The organism is Streptomyces sp. H51, assembly GCF_035656535.1.
Classification (GTDB): Bacteria; Actinomycetota; Actinomycetes; order Streptomycetales; family Streptomycetaceae; genus Streptomyces.
On record NZ_JAYMHD010000021.1, the window covers coordinates 62,682 to 86,496 of the forward strand.

20 protein-coding genes are annotated in these 23,815 nt (G+C 73.1%); 12 read left to right on the top strand and 8 right to left on the bottom strand.

Annotated features, from left to right (window positions below; genetic code table 11):
* Positions 1-71 precede the first annotated feature (71 nt).
* Positions 72-1,277, bottom strand: a complete 1,206-nt coding sequence (locus tag VKA29_RS06675; protein ID WP_324784268.1) for an ROK family protein — start codon at positions 1,275-1,277, stop codon at positions 72-74.
* Between the two features lie 120 nt (positions 1,278-1,397).
* Between VKA29_RS06675 and VKA29_RS06680 the strand changes: the two genes are divergently transcribed.
* The 3 genes from VKA29_RS06680 to VKA29_RS06690 all read left to right on the top strand — a co-directional run bounded on the left by VKA29_RS06680 (position 1,398) and on the right by VKA29_RS06690 (position 7,946).
* A complete protein-coding gene (locus VKA29_RS06680; RefSeq protein WP_324784269.1) occupies positions 1,398-2,966 on the top strand; it encodes an MGH1-like glycoside hydrolase domain-containing protein in 1,569 nt (522 codons plus the stop codon).
* Complete coding sequence (locus VKA29_RS06685) at positions 2,963-4,903, top strand: glycogen debranching N-terminal domain-containing protein (RefSeq protein WP_324784270.1); 1,941 nt, start codon at positions 2,963-2,965, stop codon at positions 4,901-4,903. The genes VKA29_RS06680 and VKA29_RS06685 overlap by 4 nt, the downstream gene beginning before the upstream one ends.
* Before the next feature lie 1,246 nt (positions 4,904-6,149).
* Positions 6,150-7,946 (top strand): CDP-alcohol phosphatidyltransferase, encoded by a 1,797-nt coding sequence (locus tag VKA29_RS06690; RefSeq protein ID WP_420718450.1) that lies wholly within the window; start codon positions 6,150-6,152, stop codon positions 7,944-7,946.
* A 55-nt stretch (positions 7,947-8,001) separates the two neighbouring features.
* Here VKA29_RS06690 and dusB read toward each other — a convergent pair whose 3' ends face one another.
* The gene (dusB, locus tag VKA29_RS06695; RefSeq protein ID WP_324784272.1) at positions 8,002-9,171 is read right to left on the bottom strand and encodes a tRNA dihydrouridine synthase DusB; all 1,170 of its coding nucleotides are present in this window, start codon (positions 9,169-9,171) and stop codon (positions 8,002-8,004) included.
* 105 nt (positions 9,172-9,276) lie between these two features.
* Here dusB and VKA29_RS06700 point away from each other — a divergent pair, with 105 nt between their 5' ends.
* Positions 9,277-10,722, top strand: coding sequence for an MFS transporter (locus VKA29_RS06700; RefSeq protein WP_324784273.1), 1,446 nt, complete (start codon positions 9,277-9,279; stop codon positions 10,720-10,722).
* 50 nt (positions 10,723-10,772) lie between these two features.
* Here VKA29_RS06700 and VKA29_RS06705 read toward each other — a convergent pair whose 3' ends face one another.
* The gene (locus VKA29_RS06705; RefSeq protein ID WP_324784274.1) at positions 10,773-11,000 is read right to left on the bottom strand and encodes a hypothetical protein; all 228 of its coding nucleotides are present in this window, start codon (positions 10,998-11,000) and stop codon (positions 10,773-10,775) included.
* 191 nt (positions 11,001-11,191) lie between these two features.
* Here VKA29_RS06705 and VKA29_RS06710 point away from each other — a divergent pair, with 191 nt between their 5' ends.
* Positions 11,192-11,386: a hypothetical protein gene (locus tag VKA29_RS06710; protein ID WP_324784275.1), complete on the top strand. Its 195-nt coding sequence runs from the start codon at positions 11,192-11,194 to the stop codon at positions 11,384-11,386.
* Complete coding sequence (locus VKA29_RS06715) at positions 11,387-12,829, top strand: hypothetical protein (RefSeq protein ID WP_324784276.1); 1,443 nt, start codon at positions 11,387-11,389, stop codon at positions 12,827-12,829.
* 96 nt (positions 12,830-12,925) lie between these two features.
* Here the strand turns inward: VKA29_RS06715 and VKA29_RS06720 are convergent, their stop codons facing one another.
* Positions 12,926-13,147, bottom strand: a complete 222-nt coding sequence (locus tag VKA29_RS06720) for a hypothetical protein (RefSeq protein WP_420718451.1) — start codon at positions 13,145-13,147, stop codon at positions 12,926-12,928.
* Between the two features lie 90 nt (positions 13,148-13,237).
* Entirely contained in the window at positions 13,238-14,620 is a 1,383-nt protein-coding gene (locus tag VKA29_RS06725; RefSeq protein ID WP_324784277.1) for a glycine--tRNA ligase, read from the bottom strand.
* A 162-nt stretch (positions 14,621-14,782) separates the two neighbouring features.
* Between VKA29_RS06725 and VKA29_RS06730 the strand changes: the two genes are divergently transcribed.
* Genes VKA29_RS06730 through VKA29_RS06745 form a run of 4 tightly spaced genes read left to right on the top strand, consistent with a single transcriptional unit; the run spans position 14,783 to position 17,915 of the window.
* Positions 14,783-15,739, top strand: coding sequence for a metal ABC transporter substrate-binding protein (locus VKA29_RS06730; protein WP_324784278.1), 957 nt, complete (start codon positions 14,783-14,785; stop codon positions 15,737-15,739).
* Positions 15,740-15,756: 17 nt separating this feature from the next.
* Entirely contained in the window at positions 15,757-16,533 is a 777-nt protein-coding gene (locus VKA29_RS06735) for a metal ABC transporter ATP-binding protein (RefSeq protein ID WP_324784279.1), read from the top strand.
* Positions 16,533-17,435, top strand: coding sequence for a metal ABC transporter permease (locus VKA29_RS06740; protein WP_324784280.1), 903 nt, complete (start codon positions 16,533-16,535; stop codon positions 17,433-17,435). Before VKA29_RS06735 ends, VKA29_RS06740 begins: the two co-directional genes overlap by 1 nt.
* A gap of 57 nt (positions 17,436-17,492) precedes the next feature.
* Positions 17,493-17,915: a Fur family transcriptional regulator gene (locus VKA29_RS06745; protein WP_324784281.1), complete on the top strand. Its 423-nt coding sequence runs from the start codon at positions 17,493-17,495 to the stop codon at positions 17,913-17,915.
* A 1-nt stretch (position 17,916) separates the two neighbouring features.
* Here VKA29_RS06745 and VKA29_RS06750 read toward each other — a convergent pair whose 3' ends face one another.
* The 3 genes from VKA29_RS06750 to recO form a co-directional block, all read right to left on the bottom strand.
* A complete protein-coding gene (locus tag VKA29_RS06750) occupies positions 17,917-18,453 on the bottom strand; it encodes a YcxB family protein (RefSeq protein ID WP_324784282.1) in 537 nt (178 codons plus the stop codon).
* A gap of 106 nt (positions 18,454-18,559) precedes the next feature.
* On the bottom strand, positions 18,560-19,411 hold the full coding sequence (locus VKA29_RS06755; RefSeq protein ID WP_324784283.1) for an isoprenyl transferase: 852 nt from the start codon (positions 19,409-19,411) through the stop codon (positions 18,560-18,562).
* Between the two features lie 33 nt (positions 19,412-19,444).
* A complete protein-coding gene (gene recO / locus VKA29_RS06760) occupies positions 19,445-20,191 on the bottom strand; it encodes a DNA repair protein RecO (protein WP_324784284.1) in 747 nt (248 codons plus the stop codon).
* A 122-nt stretch (positions 20,192-20,313) separates the two neighbouring features.
* On the opposite strand from recO, the gene VKA29_RS06765 reads away from it, so the two are divergent.
* Entirely contained in the window at positions 20,314-22,044 is a 1,731-nt protein-coding gene (locus tag VKA29_RS06765; protein ID WP_324784285.1) for an FAD-dependent oxidoreductase, read from the top strand.
* Positions 22,020-23,699: an NAD(P)/FAD-dependent oxidoreductase gene (locus VKA29_RS06770; protein ID WP_324784286.1), complete on the top strand. Its 1,680-nt coding sequence runs from the start codon at positions 22,020-22,022 to the stop codon at positions 23,697-23,699. The genes VKA29_RS06765 and VKA29_RS06770 overlap by 25 nt, the downstream gene beginning before the upstream one ends.
* The last annotated feature ends 116 nt before the right edge of the window (positions 23,700-23,815 follow it).

A 23,815-nucleotide genomic window follows, 5' to 3' on the forward strand; every position in this document is an offset into this window, starting at 1 on the left:
GGACGCGTCCTGGAACGGAAACACGCGCGTCACGCGCCCGTACGTCACACGGTCACACATCTCGCGGAAGATCACACCCCGAGCGCGCGCAGGCGCTCCTCCACCGCCTCCGGCGCGTACAGGTGCTCCACGACCAGCGCACCGGCCCCCACCAGCGCCGCCCGCTCGCCCAGCCGCGAGGTGACGACGTCCAGATGAGCGGTGGAGCGCGGCAGCGCCCGCTGGTAGAGCAGTTCGCGCACGCCGGTGAGGAAGGGGGTTCCGGCCAGATCCCCGGCGATCATCAGCACTCCGGGATTGAGCAGCGTCACCACGGTCGCCAGCACGTCCCCGACCCGCCGTCCGGCCTCCCGCGCGAAGCCGACCGCGTCCGGGTGCCCGGCCGCCAGCAGGTCGCGCACGTCCGAGCCGGACTCGGCCGGCACACCGGCCTCCGCCAGCCGCCGCGCCACCGCCCAGCCGCTGGCGACGGCGGCGAGGCAGCCGTAGGAACCGCAGCGGCACAGCGCCTCCGTGCCCACCCGGATGTGCCCGATGTCGCCGGCGCCCCCGTCGACGCCGCGGTAGACGGAGCCGCCGACGACGACCCCGGCGCCGATCCCGGTCGACACCTTGACCAGTACGAACGCCGAGCAGTCGGGGTATCCGGCGCGCTGTTCGCCGTACGCCATGAGGTTGGCGTCGTTGTCGACCAGGACGGGGACCGCGGGGGCGCCGGTGCGTTCGGTGAAGGCCCTGGCCAGGCGGCCGGTTATGTCGTAGCCGTCCCAGCCCGGCATCATCGGCGGCTGCACCACCCGGCCGGTCTCGCTGTCGACGGGCCCGGGCACCGCGAGCCCGATGCCGCAGACGTCCCCGGCGCGCCGGCCGGCCTTCTCCAGCAGCCCGGCGAACCAGCCGCCGAGTTCGCCCAGCACGGCGTCGGGGCCGTCCTCGACGGACCGCGCGCCCGCCTGCTCGGCGAGGATCTCGCCGGCCAGCGACAGGACGGCGGCGCGGGCGTGGCGGGTGTCGAGGTCGGCGGCGAGGACGACGGCGTGCTCGTCGTCGAACTCCAGGGTGATGGAGGGGCGGCCGCCCAGCGGCGAGTCGACCGGGCCGCCGGCGCCCTCGCGCAGCCAGCCCGCGCGGAAGAGGCGGTCCAGGCGCTGGCCGACGGTGGCCCGGGACAGCCCGGTGGCCTGCTGGAGCGCGCCGCGCGTGGTGGCCCGTCCACTGCGCACCAGTTCGAGCAGATCACCGGCGCGAGCCTGTCCTCCCTGCCCTCGTCTCGTCATGCGCACCCCCTTGTGTTTCTCAAGCCTGCATTACATATTGAGTTTTGCGTGTTAAATAGACGTAACCCTACGGTACCTACGACCGAACCGGTCGCCCGTGAGTCTTTCGGGGAGCCCCGAGTGGATCGCACCGCCCAACTCACCGCCCGCGTCACCGAGCGAGCCTTCGCATACGATCCGCCCCCGACGGCAGCCCCGACGGCAGCCCCGGCGGCCTCTCCGGCCACGGAAGCGCTGCACCGCAGGGCGGCGCGCGTCCTGGAGGACAACTGGAGGGGCAGCTCGACGGTGCCCTCCCACAGCCTGTACCCGCACCAGTGGTCGTGGGACTCCGCGTTCATCGCCATCGGACTCAGGCACCTGTCGCCGTTACGGGCCCAGACGGAGCTGGAGACGCTGCTGGACGCCCAGTGGGGCGACGGACGGATCCCGCACATCGTCTTCAACCCTTCCGTCCCGCTCGACGCGTACTTCCCGAGCCCCGACTTCTGGCGCTCCTCGACCGCGGGGCGCGCTGCGGGCGCCCCGCGCACCGTACAGACCTCAGGCATCGTGCAGCCACCGGTGCACGCGCTGGCGGCCTGGCTGGTGCACCGCGCCGATCCGGGCCTGTCCCGGGCCCGCTCCTTCCTGACCCGGGTGTACCCGCGGCTGGCCGCCTGGCACCGCTACCTGATGCACCGGCGGGACCTGGGCGGGGGCGGGCTGGCGTCCGTGGTGCACCCCTGGGAACAGGGGATGGACAACAGCCCCTGCTGGGACGCGCCGCTCAGCCGGGTCACGCCCGCCCCGGCCCGCTCCTTCCGCCGCGCCGACCTCGCCCACGGCTCGCCCGAGGACCGGCCGACGGACCTGGACTACGGGCGCTACGTGCGGCTGGCGGCCGACTACCGGGACCGGGGGTACGCCGACCTGCCGGTCACCCGGGCCGCCGGAATCAAGGGGCGCACCGGGGGCACGGCGCTCGCCGGGGTCACGGGGGCGGAGCGCCTCGGAGGCGGCGGGGCAGGGGTGGGCTTCGCCGTCGAGGACCCGTGCTTCAACGCCCTGCTCATCGCCTCCGAGCACGCGCTGGCCCGGATCGCGCGGGAGCTGGGGGCCACCGGCACCGCCCGGCACGCGCGCGCACAGCGGCTGACGTCGGTGCTCGTGGACCGGCTGTGGGACCCGGCGGAGGGCATGTTCTTCTGCCGGGACGTGGTGGGCGGCGAGCGGATCCCCGGGCGGAGCGTGTCCGGACTGATCCCGCTGCTGCTGCCCACCCTGCCCCGCGAGGTCGCCGCCGCCCTGGTGCGCACGGCCGGCGGCGAGCACTTCGGGCTCGGCACCGCCACCCGCCTGGTCCCCAGCTACGACCTGCTCGGCGAGGCGTTCGACCCGCACCGCTACTGGCGGGGGCCGGCCTGGTTCAACACCGGCTGGCTGCTGGAGCGCGGGCTGCGCACGCACGGCGAACGGGAGCGGGCCGACGCGCTGCGTGCCGCGGTGCTCGACCTGGCCGGCACCACCGGCTTCGCGGAGTACGTCGACCCGTACACCGGCGAGGCGTGCGGGGCGAGCGGCTTCAGCTGGACCGCCGCCCTCACGCTGGATCTGCTCCACTCGCGCCCCGGGCACGCCGTGTCCGCCACGGGCGCCCGCACGTTCGAGACGAGTGATCAGGGAGTAAGGGGAGGCGACCGGGGATGACGGACCGGCACCATCTGCTCGTGCACGGCGGGACCTTCGCGGCCGTGGGCGACGGCGGGGACATCAGCGGTGTCGTCCGGGGAGCCGGCTCCCCGGACGGGTTGTTCGTGCGCGACGCCCGGCACCTCAGCCGTTGGCAGCTGACGGTCGACGGCGCGGTGCCGGAGGCGCTCACGCCGGTCGCGGACGGGGACACGGCGCGCTGTGTCCTCGTCCCGCGCGGCGGCCGCCAGGAGCCGCCCGCGTACACGATCTTCCGGGAGCAGGCCGTCGGCGACGGCGCGTTCGTCGAGTCGGTGCGGGTGACCGGCAACCGCCCGGTGGCGACGACCGTCCGCCTCGCGGTCACCGCGGACGCCGACTTCACCGACCAGTTCGAGCTGCGCTCGGACCACCGCACCTACGCCAAGACCGGCGCCGTGCGCCACCGCCGGATCCTCGACGACGGGGTGGAGTTCGGCTACCGGCGCGGCGAGTGGCGGTCGGGTACGACCGTGACGGCCGAGCCCGCCCCGGACGGCGTGGAGGAGACGGGCACCGGCGCCCGCCGCCTGGTGTGGACGCTGGAGCTCCCGCCGCACGGCACGGTGGAGCTGGCGCTGCGGGTGGCGGCGCGCCCGCACGGGGCGACGAGCGAGCCGTGGGTGCCGGTCTCCCCCGCCGCCGCCACCGAGCGGCAGCTGGAGCTGGAGGGCGAGTTCGTGGAGGGCGTCGCCTTCCCGACCGGATGGCCCGAACTGGCCGCGGCCTGCGCGCGGGGCCTGGCCGACCTCGCCTCGCTGCGGGTCCCGGCGACCGGACCGGACGGCGAGGAGCTGCGCGTCCCGGCGGCCGGCGCCCCCTGGTTCCTGACCCTGCTGGGCCGGGACGCCCTGCTCACCTCCCTCTTCGCCCTGCCGTACCGCCCGCAGCCGGCCGCCGCCACGCTGCTCGCGCTGGCCGCCACCCAGGCGAGGGAGACCGGCGCGGTCTCGTTGGCCCAGCCCGGCAAGATCGTGCACGAGGTGCGCCACGGCGAGCTGGCGCACTTCGGGCAGGTGCCCTACGGGCGGTACTACGGCTCCGTGGACGCGACGCCGCTGTTCCTGGTGCTGCTGGGCGCGTACGTCGAGCAGACCGGCGACACGGCCCTGGCCCGCCGGCTGGAGCCGCACGCCCGCGCGGCGGTGGGCTGGATGCTCGACCACGGCGGGCTCACCTCGCGCGGCTACCTGGTCTACCGCGCCGACCGGGGCGGCCTCGCCAACCAGAACTGGAAGGACTCCCCCGGCGCCATCTGCTCGGCCGACGGCACCCGCGCCACCGGCCCGGTGACGGCGGCGGGGGCCCAGGGGTACGCCTACGACGCGCTGCGCCGCACCGCGCAGGTGGCGCGGACGGTGTGGGACGACGAGGTGTACGCGGCCCTGCTGGAGCAGGCGGCGGCCGATCTGCGCGACCGCTTCCAGCGGGACTTCTGGATGCGGGAGCACTCCTTCCCCGCGCTGGCCCTGGACGGTGAGGGCCGCCAGGTGGACGCGCTGGCCTCGGACGCCGGGCATCTGCTGTGGTCGGGCCTGCTGGACAAGGAGTACGGCGAGTCGGTGGGCCGGCGGCTGCTGGAGCCGGACTTCTTCTCCGGCTGGGGGGTGCGCACGCTGGCGGCCGGGCAGCCGGCGTACCACCCGCTGTCGTACCACCGGGGTTCGGTGTGGCCGCACGACAACGCGCTGCTCACGCTGGGGCTGGCCCGCTACGGCCTGCACGACGAGGCCCGCACGGTGGCGCACGCCCTGGTGGACGCGGCGACGGCGACCGGGCACCGGCTGCCGGAGGTGCTCGCCGGATACGGACGGGACACCCACCCGGAGCCGGTGCCCTACCCGCACGCCTGCGTGCGCGAGTCCCGGTCGGCGGCGGCACCGCTCGCCCTGCTGACGGCGGTCGGCGGCGCGTAGGCGCTCCGCGCGGGGCGAGGACGACGGCGAGCGGGCACCCCGCACCCGGCAGCGGCTGCCCGGCGCCCTCGCCGGGTACGGGCGCCGCCCCCCGCGGATCGGTGCCCGTACCCGCACGCGTGCGTATCCGGATCCCGCTCGGCCGCCACGCCACTCACCCCGCCGGCGACAGCCGGCGGCACGCAGGCGCTCCGGGCGGGACGACGGCCATGGCGAGGGGCACCCGCGGCCCGGCCCTCGCCGGGCACCGAGCCCGCCACCGGAACGCCCGCGCGCACGCGTCCGGTCCACGGCGGCACCACGCACCCCACGGACAACGGCCCGCGACGCGTGAGCGCTCCGCGCGGGGCGACGGCGACCGGCCATCGGCCATCGGCCATCGGCCATCGGCCATCGGCCATCGGCCATCGGCCGCCCGACGTGCCGGCCGGGTCCGGGGGTCCCGCACACCGGGAGCCGGTGCCCTGCCGGCATGGGTAGCCACGCGAATCGCGGTCGGCGTCGTACACGCGCCCGCACCGGACCACGCGGCGACGGCGACCGGGCACCGGCCGCCGGAGGTACTCGCCGGACGCGGACGGGACACCCGCGCGGAGTTGGTGCCCCGCACGCGCGCGCGTACGAGGTTCGCGGTCGGCGGCGTCCGGGCGCTCCACGTGGAACGAGGACTACGGCGAGCGGGCGGCACCCGCGGCCCGGCCCTCGCCGGGCACCGAGCCCGCCACCGGAACGCCCGCGCGCACGCGTCCGGTCCACGGCGGCACCACCCACCCCACGGACAACGGCCCGCGACGCGTAAGCGCTCCGCGCGGGCCCGCCCGCGAGCGGCAGCTGGGCGGGCCCGTTCAGGGACGGCGCACGCGGACCCGCTCAGCGGCGACGCACACGGACCCGCTCAGCGGCAGCGCACGACGGCCCGCTCAGGGACGGCGCACACGGACCCGCTCAGCGGCAGCGCACGACGGACCGCTCAGCGGCGGCGCACGCGGACCGCTCAGGGCGCGCGCGGGGGCCCGGCGGGAGCGCGCGGGGCCCGTCGGGGTGGTGTGCAGGTGTGTCCGCCGGGGTGTGTGCAGGTGTTTCCGTCGGGGGGCGGCCGTGGCTGTGTTGACCAGCCGTTTGCCGGGTGTTTGCCCGGGACCGTGAACAGGAGTCCGCGGACGGCCGTACGGGAGGACGGCGGGCCCCGAGCCTCCCCGGTGCGGCCCCGCCCTCCGCCACGGGCCTCGCACGGAAGGACCTTCGGGTGCCTGTCTTCACGCGCCTTCGTCAACTGCCGGACCCGACCGACCCCGTGAGCGGGGATCCGTCGCCAGAGGCCGGGCCCGCGAGCGCGCCGGAACCGGCGGCGCCAGGCGCGCGGAACGCCCCGCGCGCCTGGCCGGCCGCCCTGCGCGACCGTCACCCGGGGACCGTGCGCGCCGCCCGCTGGACCGTCACGGCCCTGGCCGCGGCACTGGTGCTCGGGGCGCTGCTGCTGCCGAACACGTCGGCCGCGCTGCGGCCGAACCGGTTCACCCGCGTCCCGGTGGAGGCGATCATCGGAGCGGCGGTGCTGCTGGCGCTGCCGCGCCGCCGGCCGCGGCAGGCGGTGGCGGCGCTGGCCGGGCTGGCGCTCGGCGCGATGACGATCCTGAACCTGCTCGACATGGGGTTCACCGACTATCTCGGCCGTGCCTTCAACCCGGTCCTGGACTGGGAGCTGCTGGACGACGCGCAGTCGTACGTCCGGGACTCGATGGGCGGCGCGGTGGCGGCCGGGGCGGCCGTCGGCGTCGTCGTCCTGGTCCTGCTCGTGCTCGGCCTCATGGCCCTGGCGACCGTCCGGCTCGGCAACCTGCTGGACCGCAACCGGCGGACGGCGACCAGGGCGACGCTGGTGGCGGCCGTCGTGTGGGTGCTGTGTTCCGGACTGGGGCTGGAGCTCATGGGCATGCCGGTCGCCTCGGACCGCACCGCCACGGCCCTGCGGATCGAGGTGCGCCGGGTGCGGGACACCCTGCGGGACGAGGCCGCGTTCGGCAAGGAAGCCAGGAGCGACGCCTTCGGCAACACGCCGGGCAGCCAGCTGGTGCCCGACCTGCGCGGCAAGGACATGATCTTCACGTTCGTCGAGAGCTACGGCCGCAGCGCGATCGAGGACCCGATCACGGCACCCGGTGTCGACCGGACGCTCGACGCGCGCACCACGGCCCTGGCGAAGGCCGGCTTCCACGCCAGGAGCGGCTGGCTGACGTCGGCGACGTACGGCGGCAGCAGCTGGCTGGGGCACTCGACGACCCTGTCGGGCCTGTGGATCGACAACCAGCAGCGGTACCGCACGGTCATGGCCGGCGACCACCTCAGCCTCACCAAGGCGTTCCGGAAGACCGGCGCCTGGGACACGGTGGGCATCATGCCGGGCGTGCAGAAGGCCTGGCCGGAGGCGAAGTTCTACGGCCTGGACAAGGTGCGCAACGCCTTCCAGCTCGGCTACCGGGGGCCGAAGTTCAGCTGGTCGACGATGCCCGACCAGTACGCCCTGGAGGCCTTCCAGCGCCTGGAGCACGGCAGGAAGCGCGACAAGCCGCTGATGTCGGAGATCATCCTCACCTCCAGCCACCAGCCCTGGGCGCCGGTCCCGAAGATGGTCGGCTGGGACCGGCTCGGTGACGGGTCGGTCTTCGACGCGATCCAGAAGGCCGGCACGAAGCCGTCGGACATCATCACCAGCCCGGACAGGTCCCGCGCGGAGTACGGCAAGTCCATCCAGTACTCGGTGACCGCGCTCACCCAGTGGCTGGAGCGCTACGGCGACGACGACACCGTCCTGGTCTTCCTCGGCGACCACCAGCCGATCGCCCGCGTCAGCGGCGAACACGCCAGCCGTGACGTGCCGGTCTCGATCGTCGCCAAGGACCCGCGGGTCCTCGACAGGATCCGCTCCTGGGGCTGGACGGACGGCCTGCGCCCGGCCCACGACGCCCCGGTGTGGAAGATGAGCTCCTTCCGCGACCGCTTCCTGACGGCGTACGGATCGACTCCGCATCCGAAGGAGGGCTGAGGGCTGCCAGCCGGAGCGTCACGGCCAGCGGCGCCGGGCGCCGTCGACGGGCGGGTCAGCCGCCCGACGTGTCCAGTTCGGCGTCCTCGCCGACGCCCGCGCAGTCGTACGGGTCCTTCAGCCAGCCGTCCGGCAGGACCACCCGGTTGTTGCCGGAGGTGCGGCCGCGGGGGCCGTCGGCGCCGGCCGGCCAGGGCTGGTCGAGGTCCAGTTCGTCGAGGCCGGCGCGGAGCTCCTCCAAGGAGGAGGTGACGGCGAGGCGCTTGCGCATCTCGCTGCCCACCGCGAAGCCCTTCAGGTACCAGGCGACGTGCTTGCGGAAGTCGATCACGCCCCGCGAGGCGTCGCCGAGCCATTCGCCGAGGAGGGCGGCGTGCCGGACCATCACGTCGGCGACCTGGCGGAGGGCGGGCCGGGCCATGTCGTCGTCGCGGCCCTCGAAGGCCGCCACCAGGTCGGAGAACAGCCACGGGCGGCCCAGGCAGCCGCGTCCGACGACGACTCCGTCGCAGCCGGTCTCCCGCACCATCCGCACGGCGTCCTCGGCCGACCAGATGTCGCCGTTGCCGAGCACCGGGATCTCCGGGACGTGCTCCTTCAGGCGGGCGATGGCGTCCCAGTCGGCGGTGCCGCCGTAGTGCTGGGCGGCGGTGCGGCCGTGCAGGGCGATGGCGGTGACGCCCTCCTCGACGGCGATCCGGCCGGCGTCGAGGTAGGTGAGGTGGTCGTCGTCGATGCCCTTGCGCATCTTCATCGTCACCGGGAGGTCCCCGGCGCCCGACACCGCCTCGCGCAGGATCGCGCGCAGCAGGTTGCGCTTGTACGGGAGGGCCGAGCCGCCGCCCTTCCTGGTCACCTTCGGCACCGGGCAGCCGAAGTTGAGGTCGATGTGGTCGGCGAGGTCCTCCTCCGCGATCATGCGGACGGCCTTGCCGACGGTCGCCGGGTCGACGCCGTACAGCTGGATCGAGCGGGGCGTCTCGCTCGCGTCGAAGCGGACCAGCTGCATGGTCTTCTCGTTGCGCTCGACCAGCGCCCGGGTCGTGATCATCTCGCTCACGAACAGGCCCTTCCCACCGCCGGCTGCATCCGTTGAGTCGCCCCTGGCGAAGGACCGGCACAGGGTGCGGAAGGGCGCGTTGGTGATCCCGGCCATGGGGGCGAGGACGACGGGCGGCTGGACGCTGTGCGGGCCGATCTGCAGGGGCGTGGTGGGCGTGGGCATTCCCCCATTGTCCCGTACGACGGGCGTTGCCCGTGACTGGCCGGGGAACGACCATGCACAGGCCATTAGTTAGCCGCACTATCGACATCGCCGTACCATGACCGCATGCCCGAGCTCAGCCATCGCCGGCGCTTCCTGGTCCTCGCGATCTGCTGCATGAGCCTGCTGATCGTCAGCCTCGACGTCACCGCCCTGAACGTCGCCCTGCCCTCGATGCAGCGCGGACTGGACGCGAGCACGGCGGGCCTGCAGTGGGCCGTCGACGCGTACACGCTCGTGCTGGCCGCGCTGCTGATGCTCGCGGGCTCCACGGCCGACCGGATCGGCCGCAAGCGCGTCTTCGTCTCCGGCCTGGCGGTCTTCACGATCGGCTCGCTGCTGTGTTCCCTCGCCCCGAACCTCCAGGCGCTCGTCGCGTTCCGCATGCTCCAGGCGGTGGGCGGCTCGATGCTCAATCCGGTCGCCATGTCGATCATCACCAACACCTTCACGGACCCGCGCGAGCGCGCCCGCGCGATTGGCGTGTGGGGCGGGGTGGTCGGCCTCTCGATGGCCGCGGGTCCGCTGGCCGGCGGGCTGCTGGTGGACTCGGTCGGCTGGCGCTCCATCTTCTGGGTCAACCTCCCGGTGGGCCTGGCGGCCCTGCTGCTGACCCTGCGCTTCGTCCCGGAGTCCCGCGCTCCCAGGGCCCGCCGCCCGGACCCGGTCGGCCAGGTGCTCGTCATCGCCCTGTTCGGCTCGCTGACGTACGCGATCATCGAGGCGCCCGCCTCCGGCGCGGCCTCCGTCCTGCCGTTCGCCGCGGTGGCGCTCGCCGCGCTGCTGGGCCTGCTGTGGTACGAACCCCGTCGCGCAGAGCCCCTCCTCGACCTGCGGTTCTTCCGCTCGGCCCCGTTCAGCGGCGCCACGGTGATCGCGGTCAGCGCGTTCGCCGCGCTGGGCGGTTTCCTGTTCCTGTCGACGCTGTACCTGCAGAACGTGCGCGGCTACGACGCCCTGCACGCGGGCCTGTGGATGCTGCCGATGGCGATCCCCTGCTTCCTCTTCGCGCCCCTGTCCGGACGGCTGGTCGGCAGCCGCGGCCCGCGCCTGCCCCTGCTGGCCGCCGGGGTCACGATCACCGCGAGCGGGGTGCTGTTCGCGGCGTTCGAGGCGGAGACCTCGGACGTCACCCTGTTCCTCGGGTACGTCCTGTTCGGCGTCGGCTTCGGCCTGGTGAACGCTCCGATCACGAACACGGCCGTCTCGGGCATGCCGCGCGCCCAGGCGGGCGTCGCCGCCGCCGTGGCCTCCACCAGCCGGCAGCTCGGCCAGACGCTGGGCGTCGCGGTGGTCGGCGCGGTGCTGGCCTCCGGGGCGGGCTCGTCGCCGTACCGGGAGGTGTTCGTCCGGGCGGCCCGTCCCGGCTGGTGGATCATCACGGCCTGCGGCGCCGCGGTGCTCGTCCTGGGCGCCCTGACGAGCGGCCGCTGGGCCCGGCGGACCGCGGAACGCACGGCGGAGCGGCTGGAGTCGGCCGAGGCGCGCGAGGCGGTGCGGGTCGGCGCGTGAGCCGGCCGCCCGACGCCCGGTGTCACCGCCGGACCGCTCGGCGCCCGGTGTCACCGCCGGCCGACGAGCTGGTGCAGCGCCACGACGGCGAGTCCGGCGGTCCCGCCGGCGCTCATCACCGCCTCGGGCCACGTGTGGCCCGAGGTCAGCGCGAGCCCGCCGGCGACCGCACCCAGCAACAGAGCGCCCAGGCAGACCACGGCGGTCCGGACACTGAAGAGCCCCGCCTCCGCATTCGGATCTCCCTGCTGACTCCCGTTCGACGATGACACACTCATTCCCGCTCCTCGGTCCCTTGACGTCCGAACGCCTCAAAAACCATGCTGCGGTGGGGACTTGCGCGCAGACCGATTCCCCGGGGAAGTCACCGGAAATCAGAACGGGGACGGGCCGACGGCCCCCGTTCGACACGCGAAACCGAATGAACCGAACGAAGGCAGTGAACCCGAACGAGCAGCGGAGAGTGCCGATGGGAACCGTCGCGAAGCCGGACCCCGAGTCCATCCGGACCAGGGAGCAACTCGTCCGAGGCCTGCAGCGGTTGTACGAGGCGTCCGGGAAGACCTTCGCCCGGATCGCGGGCGACGCACAGCTGTCCGTCTCGACCGTCCACGGCATGTACAGCGGCAAGTTCACGCCCCGTGTCAGATCGCTGCAACTGTAGGTGGCTGCCTGCGGCGCCGACCCCGAGCCCTGGACGGCGGCCCACGCGCGCGTCCGGCACGGTCGCGGGCAGCAGCCGTCCGCCGAGGCGCCCGCCTCCGGCGACCCGGGCGCGGACGTGTCCGTCAGGCTCGCGCCCTGGGTGAAGTTCTACGACCGCAGCCCCTATGCCGAGGCCCTGCTGCGCCGCGTCCCCAGGGCGCCGAAGCCGGACGAGACGGCCGGTGACCTCACCGAACTGCCCGCCCTCCTGGGACGCCTGACGAACTCCCTGGTGACCGTCGAGGCCGTCACCCCCTACCGGGGCGTGACGCTGCCGGTCGACTCGCCCGAGCGGTTCTGGGCGCTGGTGGGCGCGGCCGTCGTCCTGCGCCGGTTCGAGGGCTCACGGATGTGGCTGCTGCAGGAGACCGAGGAGATCGCCAGAGGGAACAACCCCCGGCACCTGCGCCAACTGCGTTCGGTGTGGGAGGCGCTGTTCGATCTGCTGCTCCGTGCGGACACGCTGGAGCAGTGCGCCTGGCCGCCGAGGCAGGTCGTCGAGGACGTCGACCGGGCGACGAACTCCCGTCCCCGGCGCATCCGTCTGATCATGGACTGGCTGTTCGAGGTCTTCCCCGCGGAGCACGTCGTCGGCAGCGGACTGCGCCGGGCCGCGGCCGGGAAGTTCCCGGGCCTGCCGGTCACGGCCTCGCGCGCGTTCGCCCCGCCGCTGGTCTCCATCGACCCGGTGTTCGTCCCCACCCGGCAGGGAGGACGCAGCTACTCCTTCGAGGCCATGCGCTATCCGCTCACCGTCGGCGACATGCAGGTTCTGTGGCGGAACCGGGTGGGCACCGCGCGCCCTTCCGATCTGCGTCTTCCCTATGTCCTCGGCGGGCACGCCGACGAACGCGGCACCGGACCGGGGCGGTTCCTCCAGGAGCTCGTACGCCGCTGCCTGCTGACGTCCGACGACGACGATCTCGGCGGGGAACGGGTGTGGGCGGTGCCCACGGCACCCGAGTGGCTGGCACTGGCGGGATGCGCGGAGGACGGCCGCCCGTACCCCTGGGGCACGACACCGCCCACCCCTGAGCACGCCAACCTGCGGTTCCCGGACCGGCCCCAGCGGGCGCAGACGGTGGACAGCCACGGAGCCGGAATGTCGGACGACGGGGTCTGGGACTGCTGCGGCAACGTCCACGAGGTCGTGGAGTGGCAGCTGGGCGGCATGGAGCGGGAGGCGCCCACGCCGGCCGACTTCCGGCTGGCCGGCGCGAGTTTCCGCAACCGTCCCGAGAACGCCTCCTGCCGCGCGTTCCGCCTGTTCGCCCTGGAGCCGGAGCCCCGGCACAACGTCGGCGTACGCCTCGTCCGGTACCGCGCCGAGGACGCGGGGCTGCGCAAGGACGCGCTCAGGCGGTTCCACCAGCGACGGTCGGCGGGGCGCGGCCGGGCCTGAGTCAGCGGCCCCGGGCGCGGCCGGCATCCCCGCTCCAGGGCGATGGCGGGCAGCCGCTCCGGGCGCTGCCGCGACTCCCGTCCGCCGGGGCGTAGGTCACCCTGCGGGGCCCGGCTCCGGGGCGAGCCACAGGCCCGTGTGGCCGACGGTGACACGGCCGACGCAACGGTTGCGGAACTCCTTGCGCTTGCCGCGGTGGGCGACGACCTCGTGGCGGTCCCGGACCGCGCGGAACTCCGCGGACTCCGCGCACAGCCGCCCCTGCGGGTCCGGCGTCGAGGCCGCTGACCCGCCGCCGCGGGACGACACGGCGTCCACCGGCGGCGGCACCCCGCCGCACGGCACGAGGCCGGCCCCGACGGGAACTCCGTCGGGGCCGGCCTCGTGCGTGCGCGGGAGCCGGGGCGGCTAGCAGCCCAGCAGGCGGCCCGCCAGGTAGCCCTCGATCTGGTCCAGCGACACGCGCTCCTGCTTCATCGAGTCGCGCTCGCGCACCGTCACGGCGTTGTCCTCGAGGGTGTCGAAGTCGACCGTCACGCAGTACGGGGTGCCGATCTCGTCCTGGCGGCGGTAGCGGCGGCCGATGGCGCCGGCGTCGTCGAACTCGATGTTCCAGTTCTGCCGCAGCGCCTGGGCCAGGCCCTTGGCCTTGGGCGACAGCTCCGGGTTGCGGGACAGCGGCAGGACCGCGACCTTGACCGGGGCGAGGCGGTGGTCGAGGCGCAGGACGGTGCGCTTCTCCAGCTTGCCCTTGGCGTTGGGCGCCTCGTCCTCGACGTAGGCGTCGAGCAGGAACGCCAGCATCGCGCGGCCGACACCGGCCGCGGGCTCGATGACGTACGGCGTCCAGCGCTCGCCGGCCTCCTGGTCGAAGTAGGACAGGTCCTGGCCGGAGGCCTTGGAGTGCGCGCCGAGGTCGTAGTCCGTGCGGTTGGCGACGCCCTCCAGCTCACCCCACTCGTTGCCGCCGAACTGGAAGCGGTACTCGATGTCGGCGGTGCGCTTGGAGTAGTGGGAGAGCTTCTCCTTGGGGTGCTCGTACCAGCGCATGTTCTCCTCACGGAGACCCAGGCCGGTGTACCAGTTCCAGCGCTGCTCCATCCAGTACTCCTGCCACTTCTCGTCCTCGCCCGGCTTGACGAAGAACTCCATCTCCATCTGCTCGAACTCGCGGGTGCGGAAGATGAAGTTGCCGGGCGTGATCTCGTTGCGGAAGGACTTGCCCATCTGGGCGATGCCGAACGGCGGCTTGCGGCGCGAAGTGGTCTGCACCTGGGCGAAGTTGGTGAAGATGCCCTGGGCGGTCTCGGGGCGCAGGTAGGCGATGGAGCCGGAGTCCTGCGTGGGGCCGAGGTGGGTGGAGAGCAGGCCCGAGAACTGCTTGGGCTCGGTGAACTGGCCCTTGTTGCCGCAGTTGGGGCAGTTGACGTCCGCCAGGCCGTTCTCCGGGAGGCGGTTGTGCTTGGCCTCGTAGGCCTCCTCCAGGTGGTCCGCGCGGAACCGCTTGTGGCAGGCGGTGCACTCGGTGAGCGGGTCGGTGAAGGTGGCGACGTGACCGGAGGCCACCCAGACCTCGGAGGCCAGGATGACGGACGAGTCGATGCCGACCACGTCCTCGCGCGACGTCACCATGTAGCGCCACCACTGGCGCTTGAGGTTCTCCTTGAGCTCGACACCCAGCGGTCCGTAGTCCCAGGCGGCACGCTGGCCGCCGTAGATCTCACTGCAGGGGAATACGAAGCCACGGCGCTTGCTCAGGCTGACGATGGTGTCGATCTTGTCGGCGGCCACGGTGCTCTCTTCATTACGACGACGGGCGACGAAGCGAGATGCTTCCAGCGAATGCTTCAGGGTACCGGCGGGGTGTCCCCCTCAACCAAATTGGGCCGTCTCCCCCTCGACCGCTCGACCCGTTGTTGACAACGGTTTCCATCTTCGTTGAAAATGACTGTCATGAACGCTCGACGACCCCTCATACCCGCGGCGGCGACGACCGTGGTCACGGCCCTGGCTCTCGCCTCCCTCTCCGCCTGCTCCGGCAGCGCGGCGGCGGGCAACACCGACAAGTTCGACGTCGTCGCGTCGTTCTACCCGATGGCCTTCCTCGCTGAGCGGATCGGCGGCGGTCACGTCAACGTCACCACCCTGACCCAGCCCGGCCAGGAGCCGCACGACCTGGAGATCAGCGCCCGGCAGACCGCGCAGCTCCAGGAGTCCGACGCGGTGCTCTACCTCAAGAACCTCCAGCCCTCCGTCGACGACGCCGTGGCCCAGTCCGAGGTCAAGACCAAGATCGACGCCGCCTCGCTGACCACGCTCGAGGAGCACGGCAACGAGGTCGGCAGCCACGCGGCCGCGCACGACGGCTCGCACGGCGAGGAGGAGGCCGGCAAGGACCCGCACATCTGGCTCGACCCGGTGCGCTACGCCGAGGTCGCCGAGGGCGTCGGCAAGGCCTTCGAGAAGGCCGACCCCGACCACGCCGCCGACTACCGCAGGAACACCGCCGCCCTGGTCGGGAAGCTGGACGCGCTCGACACCGCGTTCAAGGACGGCCTGGCCGGCACGCGCTCGAAGGTCTTCGTCACCGCCCACGCCGCCTTCGGTTACCTCGCCGAGCGCTACGGCCTGACCGAGGAGGCCATCAACGGCCTCGACCCGGAGTCCGAGCCGAGTGCGGGGAGGGTGAAGGAACTCGCGAAGACGGCGAAGGCCGACGGCGTCACCACCGTCTTCTACGAGACGCTCGTCAGCGACAGGACCGCGAAGACCATCGCCGAGGACGCGGGCCTGAGGACCGACGTCCTCGATCCGGTGGAGGGCATCACGTCCACGTCCCGCGGCAAGGACTACATCTCGGTCATGCGGGCCAACCTCAAGGCGCTGCAGACGGCCCTGGGAAGCGAGTGATCCGCGTGGAGGACGTCATGAACGGCACACGGGAGCCCGTCATATCCCTGCGCGGGGTACGCGCCGAGCTGGGCGCGCGCCCCGTCCTGCGCGGCATCGACCTCACGGTGGGCCGCGGCGAGGTCGTCGCGCTGCTCGGCGCGAACGGCTCCGGCAAGTCCACCGCGGTGCGCAGCGTCATCGGGCAGGTCCCGGTCAGCGCGGGCGAGGTCGAACTGTTCGACGTCCCGCGGCGCCGGTTCCGCGACTGGGCCCGCGTCGGGTACGTGCCGCAGCGCACCACGGCCGCGGGCGGGGTGCCGGCGACGGTGACCGAGGTGGTCTCCTCGGGCCGGCTGTCCCGGGCCCGCTTCGGCGTGCTGCGCAAGGCCGACCACGCGGCCGTGCGCCGGGCGCTGGAACTGGTCGGCATGGCGGACCGGGCGAAGGACTCGGTGAACGCCCTGTCCGGCGGCCAGCACCAGCGGGTGCTGATCGCCCGCGCGCTCGCCGCCGAACCCGAGCTGCTGATCATGGACGAGCCGATGGCGGGCGTCGACCTGACCAGCCAGGAGGTGCTGGCCCGCACGCTGCGCGAGCAGGTCGCCGCCGGGGCCACGGTCCTGCTGGTGCTGCACGAGCTGGGCCCCCTGGAGCCCCTGATCGACCGGGCGGTCGTGCTGCGCGACGGCTGCGTCCTGCACGACGGCCCGCCCCCGAAGGCCGTCGGCCAGCACGCCCTGCCCGGCCACGACCACGTCCACCCGCACGCGCCTGCGGGCACCGAACCGATCCGCACGGGACTGCTGAGCTGATGGACCTCCTGAACTACGCCTTCATGCAGCGGGCGCTGCTCGCCGCCGTCCTGGTCGGCATCACCGCCCCCGCCATCGGCATCTACCTCGTGCAGCGCCGCCAGGCCCTGATGGGCGACGGGATCGGCCACGTGGCGATGACCGGCGTCGGCCTCGGCTTCCTGCTGAACGCCTCTCCGGTGTGGATGGCGACGCTGGTCTCGGTGCTGGGCGCGGTGCTGATGGAGCTGATCCGCTGGTACGGCCGCACCCGCGGCGACATCGCCCTGGCGATGCTCTTCTACGGCGGCATGGCCGGCGGCGTGATGTTCATCAACCTCGCCCCGACCGGGTCCAACGCCAACCTCACCTCGTACCTCTTCGGCTCCCTGTCCACGGTGTCGGAGTCGGACGTCACGGCGATCTGCCTGCTGGCCGGGTTCGTGGTGCTGGTCACCGTCGGGCTGCGCCGCCAGTTGTTCGCGGTCAGCCAGGACGAGGAGTTCGCGCGGGTCACGGGCCTGCCGGTGCGCGCCCTGAACCTGCTCACCGCCGTCACCGCGGCGGTGACGGTGACCGTCGCGATGCGCGTGGTGGGCCTGCTGCTGGTGTCGGCCCTGATGGTGGTGCCGGTGGCGGCGGCCCAGCAGCTCAGCCGCAGCTTCGCGGCGACGTTCGCGATCGCCGTCGCCATCGGCGTGACCGTGACGATCGGCGGCACCGTCACCTCGTACTACCAGGACGTGCCGCCCGGCGCGACGATCGTGCTGCTGACCATCGCGGCGTTCGTCGCGCTGACCGCGCTGGCCGCCCCGCTGGCCCGCCGGCGTGCCCGCGCTGCGGCCGCCGCACAGCCCGCCGGGGACCCCGCCGAGTGCGCGATTCCGGCCACCCGGCCGGCCGCCGACGAGGTCGGCGTCTGACCGCGTCGCGGGCGGGGCTGGCACAATGGCCGGCAGGCAGTGTGAAGGAGGCAACCGGTGACGACCGCTGGACCGCCCGTGAAGGGCCGCGCCACCCGGCAGCGCGCCGCGGTGGCGGCAGCCCTCGACGAGGTCGACGAGTTCCGCAGCGCGCAGGAACTGCACGACATGCTCAAGCACAAGGGTGACTCGGTCGGCCTCACCACGGTGTACCGCACGCTGCAGTCCCTCGCCGACGCGGGCGAGGTCGACGTCCTGCGCACCTCCGACGGCGAGTCCGTCTACCGACGCTGCTCCACCGGCGAGCACCACCACCACCTCGTCTGCCGGGTCTGCGGCAAGGCGGTCGAGGTGGAGGGCCCGGCCGTGGAGAGGTGGGCGGAGGCGATCGCGGCGGAACACGGGTACGTCAACGTGGCGCACACCGTCGAGATCTTCGGCACGTGCGCGGACTGCGCCGGGGCCGCTGAGGGCCGCTGAGCTACCCGCGCGTCAGGTGCCGGTCGAGGATCGCGCGCAGCCGGTCGGCGTCGGCGGGGTCCGGGAGGCCACGCTTGGGCAGCACGGTGAAGCAGGAGGCGTTCTTGTCGTCGCTGTAGGTGATGAAGGCGTCTTCGGTCTCCCGGTAGCGGGGCTGCGCCGCCCAGTCGACCGACGTCGTGCTGTTGTCGGTGGCCATCGTCAGCCCGGCGTCCGCCACGGTCGCGCGATACGTGCCGTTGCGGACGGCGAGCTTGAGGAAGGCGCGGGCCTGGAACCGGGGCATGCAGAGCAGCAGAACCGCGACCAAGGGCATCCAGATCAGCAGGAACCAGTCGGGTTTCCTGCTCCCCGCCACCGAGAGTGCGGTGTTCAGCACGGAAGCGACTGCTATGACACCGATGGCCCAGCGCCGCACCCACCCCCGCCGCCGCACCCGCTCGCGTTCCCGCAGCGCCCCCAGGAAATCCCCCGCGACCGGCCGGTACGCCAGCTCGACCACGCCCTGACCGGCGTCCCGCCCCATGTCCATGACCATGGGGCGGATCGTAGCGGTGCCGGTCAGCTCCGGTCGAAGCACTTACCGGGGGCCGGGGACGGATCTTCCGGGTCCTCGACGGCCCTCATGCAACGGCGGGTGGCCGTCAGGTGCCCGACGGCTCCTCCTCCGTGCGGCCCTCCATGGCCAGCAGCTCCTCGTTGGGGACGGCCCCGCCGAACCGCCGGTCGCGGGAGGCGAACTCGACGCACGCCCGCCACAGGTCACGGCGGTCGAAGTCGGGCCACAGGACGTCCTGGAAGACCAGCTCGGCGTAAGCGCTCTGCCAGATGAGGTAGTTGGAGGTGCGCTGCTCACCGCTGGGGCGCAGGAACATGTCCACGTCCGGCATGTCGGCGTAGTACATGTGCTTCTGGATGATCTTCTCGGTGATCTTCGACGGGTCGAGCCGGCCGGCCCTGACCTCCTCGGCGATCGCCTGCACCGCGTCGGTGATCTCGGCCCGGCCGCCGTAGTTCATGCAGAAGTACAGGGTGAGCAGGTCGTTGTCCTTGGTCTGCTCCTGGGCGACCTGGAGTTCCTTGGCGACCGACTTCCACAGCCGGGGCATCCGGCCCGCCCAGCGCACCCGGACGCCGAGTGCGTCGAGCTGGTCGCGGGACTTGCGGATGAAGTCGCGGTTGAAGTTCATCAGGAAGCGGACCTCTTCGGGCGAGCGCTTCCAGTTCTCCGTGGAGAAGGCGTACAGGGAGATGTTGCGGACGCCGATCTCGATCGCGCCCTGGAGCACGTCGAGGACCTGCTCGGCGCCGACCTTGTGTCCCTCCGTGCGGGGCAGTCCGCGCTCCTTGGCCCAGCGTCCGTTGCCGTCCATGACGATCGCCACATGGTTCGGGACCAGCTCTCCGGGGAGCTTGGGGGGCCGCGCGCCGGAGGGGTGCGGTTCCGGCGTCCTGTACTCCCGGCGCTGACGCCCCAGGAACCCGCGTACGGCCATGTGTCTCTCGTCTCCTCTGACTGCCTTGCTTGCTTACTTCTCGACGTACCGCAGTGAGCGCAGGCCGCGCTCCAGGTGCCAGTGCAGGTAGGCGGACACCAGCCCGCTCCCCTCCCGGACGTGGCGCGGCTCGCACGCGTCCGCGGTCTCCCAGTCTCCCGTAAGCAGCGCGCCGAGCAGTTCCAGGGTGCGCGGCGAGGGCACGACGCTGCCCGGCACCCGGCAGTCGGCGCAGACCGAGCCGCCGGAGGCCACCGAGAAGAACCGGTTCGGGCCGGGCATCCCGCACTTCGCGCAGTCGCCGAAGCTCGGGGCGTAGCCGTTGACGGCGAGGGAGCGCAGGAGGAACGCGTCGAGCACGAGGTGCGGGGCGTGCTCGCCCCGGGCCAGGGTGCGCAGCGCGCCGACGAGCAGCAGGTACTGCTGCACGGCCGGCTCGCCCTCGTGGTCGGTGAAGCGTTCGGCGGTCTCCAGCATGGCGGTGCCGGCGGTGTAGCGGGCGTAGTCCGTGACGATGCCACCGCCGTAGGGGGCGATGGTCTCGCTCTGCGTGCACAGTGGCAGCCCGCGGCCGACCAGTTCGCTGCCCCGCGCGAAGAACTGCACGTCGACGTGGGAGAAGGGTTCCAGGCGGGCGCCGAACTTCGACTTGGTGCGGCGCACTCCGCGGGCGACGGCGCGCACCCGGCCGTGTCCGCGGGTCAGCAGCGTGATGATGCGGTCCGCCTCACCCAGCTTCTGGGTGCGCAGCACGATGCCGTCGTCGCGGAACAGACTCATGCGTCCATTCTCGCCTACGCCGGCCGTGCGGCGGTCCGCGCTCCTCCCTTCCCGATCTAACTCAACGTATGTAGAATTCAACGCACAGTGCATTCAGTGTCCGACCGGCAGTGAGGCCCACGATGGCGACCAGTGGCGCGAACGGTGCGGTGTACGACGTCGGCGTGATCGGCGGGGGCTTCACCGGCCCGCTGCTCGCGGCCGTGCTGGCCCGGGCCGGCGTGCGGACGGTGCTCCTCGCGCCGGGCGACGGGCACAGCGCCGGGCCGGTGCCGGACGTCGCCGTCGGGGAGACCGTCGTGCCGTACGCCTCCGCGCTGCTGCGGGTCGTGGCCCGGCGCTACGACGTGCCCGAGCTGGAGGCGCTCGCGACGCTGAAAGGCGTCGAGCGGGACGTCTCGCCCCGCTGCGGGGTCATGCGGAACATGGGTTTCGTCCTGCACCGCGAGGGCCTGCGCCAGCATCCCGGCGAGGTGTACCAGGTCGTCAACCCCAAGGTCGTCGCCGATCCGCCGCACCTGTGGCGCGAGGACACCGACGGCTATCTGCTCGACGTGGCACGGCACCACGGCGCCGACGTGCGCACCGGGCCCGGGGCCCGCGTCGAGAAGGTGCGGATCGACCCGGAGGCGGGAGCGTGGCTGCGCACCGCCGACGGCACCGCGTGCGAGGTGCGGTACGTGGTCGACGCCGACGGCCGCGGCTCGCCGCTCGCCCGGGAGCTGGGGCTGCGGGAGGACCCCCCGGCGCCGCGGCACCGGTCGCGCACCCTGTTCACCCGGATGACCGGCGTGCTGCCGTACGACCAGACCCCGGCCGGGCGGCTGCACGGCCAGCCCAGCCCCTGGCACGAGGGCACCCTGCACCACGTCTTCGACGGCGGCTGGCTGCGTGTCGTGCCGTTCGGCAACCAGCGCCGGAGCTCGCCGGGTTCGCCGTGCGCCGTCGCGCTCACCCTGGACGCGCGCAGGCACCCGTTCGCCGAGGGCCGGCCGGCCGAGGAGGAGCTGCGTGCGGTCCTGCGCCGGTTCCCGGACATCGGCGCGCAGTTCGAGCGGGCCGTCGCGGCGGGCCCCTGGACGTCCACCGGCCGGCGGTCGCAGTACTCCCGCCGGCAGCCGGTCGGCGACCGCTACTGCCTCGCCGCGCACGCCGCCGGATTCGTCGACCCGCTGTACGCGCGGGGTCCGGCGTACAGCCTGGAGGTCGTCAACGGTCTCGCCCGGCCGCTGATCGACGCCGCGCGCGACGGCGACTGGTCCACCGCGCGCTTCCGGCACGTGGCCGACCTGCAGCGGCGGCTGCTCGCCGCGCAGGACGACCTCGCGTACGCGTCCTTCGTCGCCTTCCGCGACCACGCCCTGTTCAACGCCGTCGTCCGGGTGTGGACGCTCGGCACCGTGCTCGGCGCGCTCGCGGTGGAGGACGCCTGCGCCGCGTTCGGCAGGACGGGGGACGACACGGTCTTCCACGCCCTGGAGCCCGGCCGGCGCCCGGGTGCGCCCTCGGCGGGCGCCGACCACTTCGGCTCGCTCGGCCCGCTCGCCCGCACGCTGTGCGAGGAGGTCGAGCGGGGCGTACGCACCCCGCGGGACGCGGCGGATCACCTCTTCGCCGCCCTCCGCGCGGCCGACTACGTGCCGCCCTCGCTGGGGCTCGCCGATCCCACCGACCGCTTCTTCCACAACACCCCGGCACGCCTGCTGCGGGCCGCCCACTGGGTGCGTACCGAGGCACCCGAGGAGACCGCCGCGCTCTTGAAGTCGGCCATGGGCGGGCTCGTCCGGGAGCGGTTCGCCGGCCGTCGACGACGACAAGGAGACAGCAAATGGAGTCGCAGGACAGCACGTTAGAGCTGGAGAAGGAGACGTTCGACGTCGCGATCCTCGGGTCGGGGGTGGCCGGCTCGATCCTGGGGGCGATCCTGGCCCGCAACGGCGCGAAAACGCTCCTGCTGGACGCCGGTTCGCATCCCCGGTTCGCGATCGGCGAGTCGACCATCCCGTTCACGCTGGTGTCGATGCGCACGCTCGCCGAGCGCTACGACGTACCGGAGATCGCGCACCTGGCGTCGTTCACGGACACCACGCGCGCCATCGGGCCCCGCTTCGGCGTCAAGCGGCACTTCGGGTTCCTGCTGCACCATGAGGGGGCGCCGCAGAACCCGCGCGAGGTCAACGAGTTCAACACCCCGCCGCAGCTCCTGCACGAGGCGGCGCACCTGTTCCGGCAGGACACCGACTCCTACCTGTTCCAGGTCGCGGTGAAGTACGGGTGCAAGATCCGGCAGAACTTCTTCGTCACCGACATCGACTTCGACGGCTCGGGAGTCACGCTGGCCGGCCGGGACGGCACGTACCGGGCCCGCTACCTGGTCGACGCGAGCGGGTTCCGCTCGCCGGTCGCCGACAAGTTCGGCCTGCGGGAGGATCCCTGCCGGTTCAAGCACCACTCCCGTTCGGTGTGGAACCACGTGGTCGGCCTGACCCCCACCGACCGCCTCTTCGAGCACGTTCCGGAGAGCCAGCAGCCGCCCGTGCCGTGGTATGAGGGCACCGTCCACCACATGTTCGAGCGGGGCTGGGCGTGGGTGATCGGCTTCGACAACAACAAGTGGTCGAAGAACCCGCTGTGCAGCGTCGGCATGACCGTCGACCCGCGCCGCTATCCGAAGCCGGAGGGCGTGACGCCGGAGGAGGACTTCCGGCGGCTGGCCGCGCCGTACCCGGACATCGTCCGCCAGTTCGAGGGCATGAAGCCGGTCCGCGAGTGGACGTCCACGGGCCGTCTGCAGTACTCCTCCAAGCAGACGGCCGGTGACCGCTGGTTCCTGCTCTCGCACGCGGCCGGATTCATCGACCCGCTGTTCTCCCGCGGCCTGTCCAACACCACCGAGGCGCTGAACCTGCTGGCGTGGCGCCTGCTGAAGGCGGTGAAGGACGACGACTTCTCCGGCGAGCGCTTCGCCCCGGTCGACCGCCTGCAGCAGGGCCTGTTCGACTACAACGACTCCCTGGTCAACTCGGCCTTCATCTCCTGGTGCGACTACGACCTGTGGAGCGCCGTCTTCCGGATCTGGGCGTGGGGCGCCAACGCGGGCGTCTACCGCATGCAGACCGCGCTGACCGCGTACCGCAAGGACGGCCGCGACAGCCACTTCACGGACCTGGAGGACGTGCCCCACCCCGGCCTGTACTGGCCCGACCACGAGGGTTTCGCCGGCCTGTACGACACGATGGTCAGGCAGTGCGAGGCGGTCGAGGCGGGGGTGGTGAGCGCGCCGGACGCGGCCGACTTCCTCTACGAACGGCTCCAGGCCGCCGACTTCGTGCCGAAGCACTTCGGCTTCGCCGAGCGGGACATCCGCTTCCTCAACCCCCGCCCCAAGACACTGCTGCGCATGGTCCGCTGGGCGGCCACGGAGGCGGACCCGGTCGTCCGCCGCCTGGTGCTCGGCACCGGACGCGAGGCGGTCAAGGCGCGGCTGCGGGGCAAGAAGCTGCTGTGACGTCCGCGCCGGGCCGGACGCGGCGCGCGTCCGGCCCGGCGGCGGAGCAACCGGCGGACGGCGTCCGGGCGTCGATCAAGGAGAGACGGCAGACCCGCATCGAGCGAAGGAGAACG